Raw genomic sequence first — 14,855 nt, forward strand, 5'->3', positions numbered from 1 at the left:
TTTGTCGCCGCCGACGATGGCGCTATCCAGTTGATCGCAGCGCCGGAGATCGGCTTTGCGCTGCAATGTGTCGATCTGCGCCAGGCAGCAGATCCACACGCCGATGCTCAACGCCATGCCGAACTTGAGACCAGCACGCCTTTCGATCTAACAACTGGCCCGCTGATTCGCGGCCGCCTGCTGCGTCTGGCCGAGCACGAACATCGCCTGTTGGTCACGATGCATCACATCGTCACCGATGGCTGGTCCATGGGCCTGCTGGTGCGCGAACTCAGCACCCTGTATGCGGCCTTCGCCTTGGGCCAGCCCGATCCGTTGCCGCCGCTGCCGATTCAATACGCCGACTACGCGCTGTGGCAGCGTCGCTGGCTCGAAGGCCCGCTGCTGCAACGCCAACTGAGCTTCTGGCGCGAACATCTGCACGGCGCTCCGGCGCTGCTGGAACTGCCCACCGATCGCCCGCGTCCTGCGCTGCAGGACTACCGCGGCGACAGCATCGAAATCGCCCTCGATGCCGAACTCACCAGCGCCTTGCGCGCCTTGAGCCAGCGTCACGGCAGCACCGTCTTCATGACCGTGCTGGCCGCTTGGTCAGTGCTGCTGTCACGCCTGTCTGGACAGGATGAAGTCGTGATCGGCGCGCCTGTCGCCAACCGCACCCGCAGCGAACTCGAAGCGCTGATCGGCTTCTTCGTCAACGCCCAGGGGCTGCGGATCGATCTGCGTGCCAACCCCTCGGTCGCGGAGCTGTTGGCCCAGGTGCGCAACACCGCCCTGGCCGCGCAGGACCATCAAGACCTGCCCTTCGAGCAAGTGATCGAAGCACTCAATCCCACCCGCAGTTTGTCCGCCCAACCGGTGTTCCAGGTGGTGCTGACCTGGCAGAACGTCCCCGATGCCGACCTGACCCTGCCGGGCATCGCACTGCAGCCGTTCCAGTCGCCATCGGCCGATGCCAAGTTCGATCTGGAGCTGTTCCTGGGCGAAGTTGGGGACCGCATCGTCGGTAGCCTGAGCTATGCCAGCGCGCTGTTTGACCGCCGCACCATCGAGCGCCAGCTGGCCCAGTTCGTCCAGCTGCTGGCCGGCATGGCGGCCGATGAGCAGCTCCACATCGCGCAGCTGCCGCTGCTGCCTGCCGACGAACGCGCCCAGCTGCAGCGCTTCACCAGCACCGAAACTGCGCCACTGGCGCAAGCGGCGTGCATCCATCACCTGTTTGAAGCGCAGGTACGGCGTACGCCCGATGCCATCGCGCTGCGCGGCGACACCGTCGAACTCAGCTACGCCGTCCTCGAAGCGCGGGCCAATCAGCTGGCCCATCGTCTGCGCACCTTGGGCGTTGGAGCGGAGAGCCGCGTCGCGCTGTATCTGCCGCGCGGGATCGATCAAGTCGTGGCCCTGCTCGCGGTCCTCAAGGCCGGCGCCGCCTATCTGCCGCTGGACCCGGAACTGCCCAGCGAACGTCTGGCGTTCCTGCTGGAAGACAGCCGCCCGCGCGCAGTGCTGACCTGCACCGAACTGCAGGATCGCCTGCCCGCCAGCCGCGCCATGCTGCGGGTCAGCGTGCTGACGCTGGACACGGACATGGATGTAGGTGCGGACGATCCCGGCGCACCGATGGTCCCCGGCCTGTGCCCGGACAACCTGGCCTATGTCATCTACACCTCCGGCTCCACCGGCCAGCCCAAGGGCACGTTGCTCACTCACGCTGGCGCTGCGCATTACCTGCAATGGGCCATTGCCACCTATCGCCCGTTCCCCAGCGCAGTGGTGTCTTCCTCGCTGGCGTTCGATGCAACGCTGACCAGCCTGCTCGCCCCACTGCTGTGCGGTGCACGGGTCGAACTGCTGCCCGAGCACGCCACGCTCGATGCCTTGCGTCAGCGCCTGTGCGATCCCACTCCGCTGGGCTTGGTCAAACTCACCCCGGCGCATCTGGAAGTGCTCGGCCAACAGCTGGCTGAGCATCAAGGACCGCTCAGCCCAGCGGTAATGGTGATCGGCGGCGAAGCCCTGCCCGCAGCCACGCTCGCCCGCTGGCAGACCCTCGCACCACACACGCGGCTGATCAACGAATACGGCCCCACCGAAACCGTGGTCGGCTGCGTGGTCCACGACACCACGCGCGAAGATGCACTGGACCCCAGTGGCCGCGTGCCGATTGGTCAGCCCATCGCGCATCTGCGCATCCACGTGCTCGATGCGCACGCTCAGCTGGCACCGATTGGTGTCACTGGGCACCTGCATATCGCTGGGCCACAGCTGGCACGCGGCTATCTGGGCCGCCCCGACCTGACTGCCGAACGCTTCATCCCAGATCCGTTCGCCGAACAGCCCGGCCAACGCATGTACCGCAGCGGTGATCTTGCGTGCTGGCGTGCCGATGGCGCGCTGGACTTCCTCGGCCGCAACGACGAGCAGGTCAAGCTGCGCGGCTTCCGCATCGAGCTGGGCGAAATCGCCGCCGCCCTGCGCGCCTGCGCCGGCGTGGATGACGCCGCCGTGCTGCTGCGCGAAGACACTCCCGGCGAGCCGCACTTGGTCGCCTATCTCGTCACCGAACAGCCCGAGCAAGCCGAGCCGTCTGCCCTGCGCGACACCTTGGCCACGCGTCTGCCCGAGGTCATGCTACCGACTGCATACGTGCGACTCGACGCCTTGCCATTGACCGCCAACGGCAAGCTCGATCGCCGCGCTCTGCCGGCAGCCGATGCCGATGCGCTCGCCGTCCAGGCCTATGCGCCCCCCGAAGGCGAGCTGGAAACGTTGCTGGCCGCGCTGTGGGGCGAGCTGCTTGGCGTCGAACGCATCGGTCGCCACGACAGCTTCTTCGCACTCGGCGGCCACTCCCTACTTGGCGTGCGCCTGATCTCGCGCATCCGCAGCACCCTCGGCCTGGAACTGCCGCTGGCCGCGCTGTTCGCCCAGCCGCGCCTGGCTGAGCTGGCCCAGGTCCTGGGAGAGGCGAGCGCCACCGCTCTGCCACCGATCCTGCCGATGCCGCGCACCGCACCGATGCCGCTGTCCTTCGCCCAGCAGCGCCTGTGGTTCCTGAACCAGCTCGATCCGCGGACCGGCGCGACCTACATCATGCACCGCGGCGTGCGCCTGAGTGGCAACTTGCACGTCCAGGCGCTGACCCGTGCGCTGGATCGCATCGTGGCGCGTCACGAAACCTTGCGCACCCACTTCGCCAGCGTGGACGACATCCCGGTGCAGATCATCGCCGCACCGTGCGAACTGGCCTTGCAACGGATCGACCTGAGCAGCGACCCGGCACCGGAAAGCGCCGCCCGCCTGCACGCCCGCAGTGAAGCCAGCACCGGCTTCGACCTCGCCAACGGTCCGTTGGTCAGAGGCCGACTGCTGCGCCTGGCCGAGGACGCGCATGTGCTGCTGCTGAGCATGCATCACATCGTCTCCGACGGCTGGTCCATCGGCGTCGTGATCGAGGAGCTCGGCGCGCTGTACGCGGCCTTCGTCGGCGATGCCCTCGATCCGCTGCCGCCGCTGCCGCCGCTGCCGATCCAGTACGCCGACTACGCCGCCTGGCAACACCGCTGGATCGACAGCCAACTGCAGCAGAACCAGCTGGATTTCTGGCGCACGCACCTGCGCGATGCGCCAGCCTTGCTGGAGCTGCCCACCGATCGACCGCGTCCGCCGCTGCAAGACACCAGCGGCGACGATGTGGAACTGATCCTGGACGAACACCTGAGCCTGCGTCTGCAGGCACTGGCCGTGCAGCAGGGCGTCACCGTCTTCGGTCTGTTGCTGGCTGCATGGGCAGCGCTGTTGGCCCGCTACAGCGGGCAGACCGATCTGGTCATCGGCACACCGTCGGCAGGCCGTAATCGCAGCGAACTGGAACCGTTGATCGGCTTCTTCGTCAACACCTTGCCGTTGCGTATCGACCTGTCCGCTCGACCGACGTTCCTGGAATTGCTGGACCAGGTCCAGACCAGGCTGCTTGCCGCACAAGCCCACCAGGATCTGCCGTTCGAACGCATCATCGAAGCGGTGCGGCCGGTCCGCAGCCTGGCGCACACGCCGCTGTGCCAGACGATGTTCTCTGCCGACACCACGCCTGCCGGCGCACTGGATCTTCCGGACCTGCACCTGAGCGCTTACCCGAGCGAACATTGCGTCGCCCAGTTCGACCTGTCGCTGGACATGCAGATCGCCCCCTCGCGGATCGGCGGCGTGCTGCGCTACGCCACCGCGCTGTTCGATCGCAGCACCATGCAAGGGTATTTGCACAACTACGCGCGTCTGCTGGCGGCCTTGGCCGATGCACCGACACTGGCGGTGGACCGGCAGCCGTTGCTGGATGCGGCCGGATGGCGCGCGTTGCAGCAATGCAATGGCACGGTACGCGCATTGTCGCCGCCGACCACCATCCACACCGCGTTCCAGGCCCAGGCCCGCAGCACGCCCGATGCCATCGCCGTCATCGACGGCGTCCGCAGCCTGCGCTATGCCGAACTGGACGCGCATAGCGACCGCATCGCCCTGCTCCTGCGCGCAGCCGGCGTGCGCAGTGGCGATTGCGTGGTCACCCTGCTGCCGCGCAGTGCGGAGCTGGTGGCCGCACAGCTGGGCATCCTCAAGGCAGGCGCGGCCTATGTGCCGCTGGATCCAGCTCAACCTGCAGCCAGACATGCCCAGTTGGCCGGGAATTGCCAGGCCCGCGCCATCGTGCACGCGGCTGGTGAAGCACCGCCATGGAGCGCAGCGCCTTGCGTGGACATCACCCTGGACGGGCCACTGACCGCAGCATTTACAGCGCCGCTGCTGCCCACCGCCGCACCGGCCTATGTGATGTACACCTCTGGTTCGAGCGGCACACCCAAGGGCGTACTGGTGCCGCATCAGGCGGTGCTCAATCTGGTGCGCGACCCGGACTACGCCCGCTGGCAGGCCGATGACCGCTTCGCCTTCGCGTCCAACCCGGCCTTCGACTCCAGCACGCTGGAAGTGTGGGCGCCGTTGCTGAGCGGCGGCAGTGTGGTGGTGGTGCCGCAGGAGGTCATGCTTGACCCAAGCGTGCTGTCCCAGTTCGTCCGCACCCATGCCATCAGCGTGCTGATCCTGGTCGCCGGTGTGCTGCGCGCTTACGCAACCGAGCTGGCGCGCGAGCTACCGACGCTGCGCTATCTGATCACCGGTGGCGACATCGCCGACCCGCAGGCGCTGGCCACGCTGCTGCGCGATACCCCGCCGCAGACGCTGCTGCAGACCTACGGCCCTACCGAGACCACGCAGTTCGTCACTGCCGTTGCGGTCACCGAGGTGCCGGCCGATGGCCGACGCATTCCGATCGGCAAGCCGATCGGTAACCTGCGTGTGCATGTCCTCGATCAACATCGTCAAGCGTTGCCTGTCGGGATGCAGGGCGAACTGCATATCGCCGGCCTTGGCGTGGCACTGGGTTATCTGCGACAGCCGGCATTGACTGCCGAGCATTTCGTACCCGATCCCTTCAGCGGGGAACCGGGAGCGCGCATGTACCGGACCGGCGATCTGGGCCGCTGGCGCGCCGACGGCCTGCTCGAGTGCCTGGGCAGACGCGATGCGCAGAGCAAGATTCGCGGTTTCCGGCTGGAACCCGGCGAGATCGAAGCGGCGCTGCACACCCATCCGCAGGTCGACCAGGCGGTGGTGCGGGTGCGCGAGGACACGGCCGGACAACGCCGCCTGGTCGCCTATGTGATCGGCGCGCAAAGCGATGACATGACGGCGCACGACCCGGACGAACTGCGCCGCCATCTTTCCACCACGCTGCCCGACTACATGCTGCCCGACGCCTACGTGAGCCTGCAGGCCTGGCCGCTCACCGCCAACGGCAAGGTGGACGTGCGTGCGCTGCCTGCGCCCGACGACACCCAGCGGGGAATTGCCGAGGCGGATCCCGCCCAGGGCGCAACCGAATGCGCATTGGCGGAGATCTGGTGCGAATTGCTTGGCGTCGGCACGGTCAACCGGCACGACAATTTCTTCGATATCGGCGGACATTCGTTGTTGGCGGTGCAACTGGCCACCCGCATCCAGGCCCGGCTCGGACGCCGGCTGCCGCTGTCGCGGCTGTTCGCCGAGCCGACGCTCGCGCGCATGGCGGCGGCGCTGGCCGACAGTGCCGCCGCGTCCAGCGCCCCGATCGCCGCGCTGGTGGACCGGAGCCGCTATTACGAATGATCTGGCTCGTTGCAAGTCCAGCGCAGAAAGCTGGCGCGCCGCGGATCCACGGCATCCACTTGCCCAGCATGCTCGTGCATCAGGCAAGTGGATGTCACGTTGAGTCAAGCGTGAGGGTTCAGTAACGGGGAAAAAGACGTCCTGCGGTGCACGTTTGGATGCCCCGCGCAGACGACCTGCGCGTGCGTGTTCGGCGGCATCCCCTGGCCACTCCCATTGCAGGCGTCCCGAGTTTCTCAATGGATCGACCTCTGAAGACGTTGCCTGCCTCGTTCGCACAACAGCGCCTGTGGTTTCTGGCGAGGCTCGACCCGCGTGGCAGCACCGCCTATCACCTGGCGGGCGGACTGCGCTTGCACGGCCGCCTGGACGAAGCTGCCTTGCGCGCCGCGCTGGACCGGATCGTGGAGCGCCACGAAGTGCTGCGCACCTGCCTGGTCGAGGTGCAAGGCCAGGTCAGGCAACGCATTCTCGAAGAAGCCGGATTCCCCCTACAGCGGACGGATCTGCGCGGCCACGCGCAGCCGGCCGCATGCATCGACGCATGCGTGCGCGACGAGACGGTACAGCCGTTCGATCTCGCGCACGGCCCATTGATCCGCGGGCATTTGCTGCGTCTGGACGACCAGCAGCACGTGCTGCTGGTGACAATGCACCATCTGGTGTCCGATGCCTGGTCGATGGGCGTGCTGCTCAAGGAGCTCGGCACGCTGTATACCGCGTTTCTGTGCGGACATCCGGATCCGTTGCCGGCGTTGCCGGTGCAATACGCCGATTATGCGATCTGGCAACACAAGCGACTCGGCAGCGATGCGGTGCAACGGCACCTCAGCTACTGGAAGACCCAGCTCGGCGGCGCGCCGACGCTGCTGCCGCTGCCGCTGGATCATCCACGCCCCGCGCTGCAGGACTATGCCGGGGCCAGCGTCGAGTTCGTGCTGCCGGAACCGGTGACACAGGGATTGCTGGCGTTGGCCCGATCGCATCGCTGCTCGTTGTTCAGCGTGCTGCTGGCGGCGTGGGCGCTGCTGCTGTCGCGGCTCAGCGGCGAAGCGGATCTGGTCATCGGCACCGCCGTCGCCGGGCGCACGCGCAGCGAGGTCGAGTCCTTGATCGGCCTGTTCGTCAACACCGTGGCGCTGCGCTTCCAGGTGCCTGCGCAGGGTACGTTGAGCGACTGGCTGCAGCAGGTGCGCGATGTGGTGTTGAGCGCGCAGGACCATCAGGACCTGCCGTTCGAGCAAGTCGTTGAGGCCGTGCAGCCGCCGCGCGCGCTTGGTCACACCCCGATCTACCAGGTGATGTTCGGTCTGGATACGATGCAGCAAGGCCAGTCGTTGAGCTTGCCCGGTCTGGAGGTCGCACCGCTGCGCAGCGGCCAGGACAGCGCCGAATTCGATCTCGCCCTGTCCATGCAGCAACACGGCGATGCGCTCGGCGGGCGTCTGGGGTATGCCACCGCGCTGTTCGACGGCGACAGCATGCAACGCCACGTCGCGCAGTTCCTGCAGTTGCTGCAGGCCATCGGCACGGACGCCAATCCGCGTCTGGCGCAGTTGCCCTGGCTGCCGCAGCAGCAACGCGATCAGCTGCTGCACGGCTTCAACGCCACCGAAGCGCCGCTGCCGCCGGTCACGACCCTGCCCCAGGGCCTGCTGGCCCAGGTCCAGCGCGCTCCCCAGGCAACTGCGCTGATCGATGGCGATCTCAACCTCAGCTATGCGCAGGTATGGAACCGCGCCGCCTGTCTGGCCGACCACCTGCAACGGCAGGGACTGCAGCCGGGCCAGCCGGTGGCGCTGCTGTTGCCACGCTCGGCCACCCTGGTCATTGCGCAACTGGCCGTGCTCAGGTGCGGCGCCTGCTATGTGCCGATGGATCACGAACAGCCCGCCGAACGTCTCGGCCAGTTGCTGCGCGATTGCCGTGCCCCGCTGGCCCTGGTGCATGCGCAGACGCCGCCGCTGGATGTTCCGCAACTGCGCTGCCTGGATCCGGACCAGCTGGCGCTCGATGCGCCAGCGACCCTGCAGCACGTGGTCACCCATCCGCTCACCCCGGCCTACGTGATGTACACCTCCGGCTCCACCGGCGTGCCCAAGGGCGTGACGGTGTCGCATGGCGCCGTGCTCAACCTCGTCCTGCAGCACGGACCGGCGCGCTTGCAGGCCGGCGACCGCGTCGCCTTCGCCTCCAACCCGGCCTTCGACTCGGCCACGCTCGAGGTCTGGGGCAGTCTGCTCAACGGCGCCACGGTGGTGGTGGTTCCCTCGCCGGTCATGCGCGACCCGCAGGCGCTGTGCGCGTTGCTGGAGCGCGAACGCCTGTCGGTGCTGATCCTGGTCGCTGGCGTGCTGCGGGCCTACGCGCCGCTGCTGGCCACGCAATTGGGCGCACTGCGTCTGCTGCTCACCGGCGGCGATGTCGCCGATCCGCACGCGCTGGCCCAGGTGTTCGCCGCAGGCGGCCCCGCCACCGTGCTGCAGACCTATGGCCCGACCGAGAGCACCCAGTTCGTCACCGCGCTGGCGTTGCAGCAGGCGCCCGATGCAAGCCGGCGGGTGCCGATCGGCCGGCCGCTGGCCAATACTCGGCTCTATGTGCTCGATCGCCACGGCCAACCGACGCCGATCGGTGTGGCCGGTGAACTGCACATCGCCGGTGCGCAACTGGCGCAAGGCTATCTGTACCGCCCCGACCTGACCGCCGAACGCTTCGTCCCCGATCCGTTCGCCCAGCAACCCGGCGAGCGCATGTACAAGACCGGCGACCTGGCGCGCTGGCTGGCCGATGGAAGCCTGGATTTCCTCGGCCGCAACGATGCGCAGGTCAAGATCCGCGGCTTCCGCATCGAGCCGGGTGAGATCGAAGCGGCTTTGCGTAGCTGCGACGGCGTGCACGAGGCGGTGGTCGTCGCGCGCGACGACACCGGCGACAAACGCCTGGTTGCCTATCTCGTCGGCGACACGTCGGCTGTGGACCCGGCCGCACTGCGTACCCAACTCGCAGCGCGTCTACCCGACCACATGCTGCCTGCAGCCTACGTGCAGCTCGATGCGCTACCGCTGACCCCCAACGGCAAGCTCGATCGCGCCGCCCTGCCCGCCCCTGACGGGCAGGCGCTGGATCTGCAGACCTATGTCGCGCCGCAAGGTGACCTCGAACAGCTGCTGGCCACGCTGTGGAGCGAGCTGCTCGGCGTCGAACAGGTCGGCCGCAACGACGACTTCTTCGCCCTCGGCGGCCACTCGCTGCTGGCGGTGCAATTGATCTCGCGCCTGCGCGAGCGGCTTGGCGTGGAGCTGGCCCTGGCCGACATCTTCACCCATCCTCGAGTGGCGGCGCTGGCGACGGTGCTCGCCAACGCGACGCCGCAGACGCTGCCGCCGATCGTCCCGGTCCCGCGCAACGCCCCGCTGCCGCTGTCCTTTGCCCAGCAACGGCTGTGGTTCCTGGCGCAGCTCGATCCCCGCGCCGATCTCGCCTACCTGATGTCCAACGGTCTGCGCCTGCACGGCCGTCTGGATCGGCAGGCGCTGCGCCATGCACTGGATCGCCTTGTCGCCCGCCACGAAACCTTGCGTACCCGCATCGCGCTGCACCAGGGCGAACCAGTGCAGATCATCGACGCCGACAGCGTCGGCTTCCCGTGCTCGGAGCACGACCTCAGCGCCGATGCCGATCCAGAAGCCCGGGCCCAGCTGCATGCCGCGCAGGAGATCCAGACGCGCTTCGACATGGCGTGTCACCGCCTGGCACGCGGCCAACTGCTGCGCCTGGGCGAGGACGACCATGTCTTGCTCGTCACCTTGCACCATCTGATCTCCGATGGTTGGTCGATGGGTCTGCTGGTGCACGAACTGAGCACCCTCTACACCGCTTTCGCCCAGGGGCAGCCCGATCCGCTGCCACCCCTGTCGCTGCACTACGCCGACATCGCCGTGTGGCAACGTCGCTGGATCAGCGGCGAGCTGCTGCAGCGCCAGCGCGAGTTCTGGATTGGACACCTGCACGACGCCCCGCCGCGGCTGGAGCTGCCGACCGACCGCCCTCGTCCTGCGCTGCAGGACTACACCGGTGACACAGTCGAGATCGTAGTGGACGCCGATCTCACCGCCGCGCTGCGCGGCTTGAGCCAGCGCCACGGCACCACGCTCTTCATGACCTTGCTAGCTGGTTGGGCGGTGCTGTTGTCACGTTTGTCCGGCCAGGAGCAGGTGGTGATCGGCACCCCGATCGCCGGACGCGATCGCGCCGAACTCGAGCCGGTGATCGGCCTGTTCGTCAATTCGCTGGCCTTGCAGATCGACCTGCGTCAGGCGCCCGATACCGCCAGCTTGCTCAGCCAGGTGCGGGCGAACACGCTCGCGGCGCAGGCGCACCAGCACCTGCCCTTCGAGCAGATCGTCGAGGCGCTCAAGCCGGTGCGCAGTACCGCGTATAGCCCGCTGTTCCAGGTCATGTTCGCCTGGCAGAACGCGCCGGAAGGCCGTCTTGAACTGCCTGGCCTGACGCTGCGGCCGGTAGCGCTGCCGGTGCAGAGCGTGCAGTTCGACCTGGAAATCGCCATGTCCGAGCGCGACGATGTGCTGGTCGGCAGCCTGGCCTATGCGACGGCGCTGTTCGAGCGCGGCAGCATCGAACGTCATGTCGCACTGTTCATCGCCACGCTGCGTGCGATGGCCGCCGACGCACACACACCGCTCGCGCGCCTGCAAGTGCTGAGCGCCTTTGACCATGCGCAACTACGCCAGTGCAACGACACCGCTGGCGGCGTCGTCGACGCAATGCCCGTGCACCGCCTGCTGGAACGGCAGGTCGTACAGCGTCCCGACGCGATCGCCGTGCAGGACGCAACATCCAGCCTCGACTATGCCGGCCTGAACCTGCGCTCCAACCGCTTGGCCCATCATCTGATCGCACTCGGCGTGGCACCGGACGTGCGCGTGGCGCTGTGCATGGAACGTGGCGTCGACGCCATCGTCGCGATCCTGGCAGTGCTCAAGGCCGGCGGCGCTTACGTGCCGCTCGACCCGGCCTATCCGCCGGAGCGCCTGACCTTCATGCTCGCGGACAGCTGTCCGCACTTGCTCATCGCCGATGCAGTGGGCTGGGGACGCCTACCCTCGCCCCTCACGACGCCGTTGCTGCGCATCGATGCGGATGCCGTCGCGTGGTCCGACACCCCGCCGAGCAATCCATCCATCGAGGCATTACAGCCAGGTCATCTGGCTTACTTGATGTACACCTCCGGCTCCAGCGGCCAGCCCAAGGGTGTGGCCGTGACGCATGCCGGTCTGCACCGTTACGTGCAGGAGGCAGCGCGGATCTATGCGCTGACAGTCGAGGACCGGGTTCTGCAATGCAATTCGCTCAGCTTCGATATCGCGGTCGACGAGATCTTTGTGACCCTGGCCTACGGAGCTACCCTGGTACAGGCGCCGTTTCCGCGGCTACCGGCAGCGGCGGAATTCAGCCAGACGCTCGATGCGCTGCAGATCAGCGTGCTCAATCTGCCGACCGCCTACTGGCATACCTGGGTTGCCGAGATGGCAACGGGGAACGCACCGTTTCCGCAGGCCTTGCGCCTGGTGGTCAGTGGCGGCGAAGCCGTATCGGCCCATGCTGTTAGGCAATGGCACGCCATCGTCCAGGGGCCGGTGCGCTGGCTCAACGCCTACGGCCCGACCGAAACCGTCTGCGGCGTCAGCTTCGGTGAAATTGCCCCAAATGCATGCGCGCACATCGGCGCCCCCATCGCCGGCACGCGCTTCCACCTGCTCAATGACGCCCTACAGCGAATTCCGACCGATACGGTCGGCGAATTGTGGATCGCTGGCGCGCAACTGGCGCGTGGTTACCACGACCGACCGGCACTGACCGCCGAACGCTTCGTACCCGATCCGTTCGCGCCCCTACCTGGGCAACGCATGTATCGCACGGGTGATCTGGCGCGCCAGCGTGCCGATGGCGTGCTGGAGTTTCTGGGTCGCAACGACACTCAGGTCAAGATCCGCGGCTTCCGCATCGAACTGGGCGAGATCGAGGCGGCGTTGCGTGCTTGCGAGGGCATAAGCGAGGCGGTGGTCGTCGCCCGCGACGACGCTGGCCAAAAACGCCTTGTCGCCTATCTGATCGGAAATGAAGGCCCCCTCAGCACCGAGACGCTACGCGCCCAGTTGGCAGCAAGGCTGCCGGAGTACATGTTGCCGGCCACCTATCTGTCGCTGGACGCATTGCCGTTGACCGTCAACGGCAAGCTCGACCGGCATGCCTTGCCGATACCGCCGCTCTCCACCGCCGCGGCGATCGACGTAGCACAGCAACCACAAGGCGCTGTCGAACAGGCATTGGCCGCGTTGTGGCAGGAACTGCTCGGCCTGCCGCAGCTGCGGCGTGACGACGACTTCTTCGATCTGGGCGGCCACTCGTTGCTGGCAGTGCAACTGATCTCGCGTGTGCGCAGCGCTCTGGGCGTGGAACTTCAGATCGGGGATGTGTTCAACCATCCGCAGCTGCATGCCCTGGCCCGCTGCGTGGTCAGCGCTGCGGCCAGCACGCTGCCGGCCATCGTGCCGGCCGACCGCAGCACGCCGTTGCCGCTGTCCTTCGCCCAGCAGCGGCTGTGGTTCCTGGCCCGGCTCGATGCCCAGGCCGGGCTGGCCTATCTGATGCCCAATGGTCTGCGTCTGCGCGGCACGTTGGATCACCATGCCCTGCGTCAGGCGCTGGACCGCATCGTCGCCCGCCACGAGACCTTGCGCACCCGCATCGGCCTGCACAACGACGAACCGGTACAGCGCATCGACGCCGACAGCATTGGTTTCCCGCTGTCCGAACACGATCTCAGCACTCACCCCGATCCGGACGCACAGGTCCGATCACTGGCCGACCAGGAAGCCGGCACCCCCTTCGATCTGGACCACGACACCCTGGTACGCGGCCGCTTGCTGCACCTGGCCGACGACGACCATGTGCTGCTCGTCACCCTGCATCACCTGATCTGCGATGGCTGGTCCATGGGGTTGCTGGTGCGCGAACTGAGCACGCTCTATGCCGCCTTCGCGCAAGGCCAGCCCGATCCCTTGCCGCCGCTGCAGTTGCAGTACGCCGACGTCGCCGTGTGGCAGCGCCGCTGGATCGACGGCGATGTCCTGCAACGTCAGCGCGAGGTCTGGGTCGCGCACTTGCACGACGCGCCAGCGCTGCTGGAGCTACCCACCGATCGTCCGCGTCCGCCGCAGCAGGACCATCGCGGCGATGCGGTGGGGTTTGCCTTCGATGCCGCGCTGACTGCGGCGCTGAAGTCCCTGAGCCAGCGCCACGGCACCACCGTGTTCATGACCTTGCTCGCCGCCTGGGGCGTGCTGCTGGCACGTCTGGCCGGCCAGGATCAGGTGGTCATCGGCACCCCGGTCGCCAACCGCACCCGCAGCGAACTGGAGCCGCTGATCGGCCTGTTCGTCAACACCCAGGCGCTGTGCATCGATCTGCGTGACGATCCTTCCGTCGCCGGGTTGCTGGCCCAGGTGCGTGGCACCGCATTGACGGCTCAGCAGCATCAGGACCTGCCCTTCGAGCAGCTCATCGCCGCGCTCAACCCCGCACGCAACCTGGCCCATCACCCGGTGTTCCAGGCCATGTTCACCTGGCAAAGCGCCACCGCCAGCGAGAGCGAGCTCGATCTGCCCGGACTGCAGCTGCAGTCGGTACCGCAGGCGCTGGCCGTGCTCAAGTTCGATCTGGACCTGACCCTGGAAGAGCGCGATGCCTGCATCGTCGGCACGCTGAGCTATGCCACCGCGCTGTTCGATGCGAGCACGATCCAACGCTGGTGGCGCGGCTTCGAGCAGCTGCTGCATGCGCTGACGCGCGACGACGCTCTCCGCGTCTCGCAGTTGCCTTGGCTGGATGCGCCACAGCGGCAGCACCTGCTGGCCGACGTCGGCACCGGCGCGCTCGCCGCCATACCCGAGCAGGCGTTGCATCACCTGTTCCAGGCACAGGCACGGCGCACGCCGGACGCCATCGCGGTGGTGTCGGACCAGCGCTACGTCAACTATGCCGCGCTCGATGCACACGCGAATCGACTGGCGCAGCGTTTGCTCGCCGTGGGTCTGCACGCCGGCCAGCGCGTGGCCATTGCCCTGCCGCGCTCGGCCGAACTGATCGTGGCGCAGCTGGCCGTGCTCAAGTGTGGCGCGGCCTATGTGCCGCTGGACATCGCCCATCCCAGCGAGCGGCTGCTGGCCTTGATCGCCGATGCACAGGCTAGCGTGCTGATTCATGCACACGACAGCACCCTGGCGCCTGCACAGCTGTCGTGCCTGACGATCCATGATCTCGACGAGGCGGCAGGCGTCGCCACTGCTCCGCCAATCAACGTCCCCGCCACGACGGCGGCCTACGTGATGTACACCTCCGGCTCCACCGGCCAGCCCAAGGGCGTGGTCGTGGCCCATGACGCGGTGCTCAACCTGGTGTTGCAGGATGGACCGGCGCGCTTGCTGGCCCAGGACCGGGTCGCTTTCGCCTCCAATCCCGCCTTCGACTCGGCCACGCTGGAGGTCTGGGGCAGTCTGCTCAATGGCGCCACCGTCGTCGTCGTTCCTGCGCCGGTGATGCGCGACCCGCAGGCGCTGGGCGCGTTGCTGGAG

General features: G+C 67.4%; 2 protein-coding genes. Both read left to right on the top strand.

Annotated features, from left to right (window positions below; genetic code table 11):
* The first annotated feature begins 24 nt into the window (after positions 1-24).
* Positions 25-6,198 (top strand): non-ribosomal peptide synthetase, encoded by a 6,174-nt coding sequence (locus GGR61_RS20380; RefSeq protein WP_326520647.1) that lies wholly within the window; start codon positions 25-27, stop codon positions 6,196-6,198.
* Between the two features lie 239 nt (positions 6,199-6,437).
* Positions 6,438-14,855 (top strand): non-ribosomal peptide synthetase (locus GGR61_RS20385; protein ID WP_184623704.1); only part of this gene is annotated, 8,418 nt, incomplete at its 3' end.

This window comes from Xanthomonas sp. 3058 (assembly GCF_014199765.1).
In the GTDB taxonomy this organism is placed as follows: domain Bacteria; phylum Pseudomonadota; class Gammaproteobacteria; order Xanthomonadales; family Xanthomonadaceae; genus Xanthomonas; species Xanthomonas campestris_B.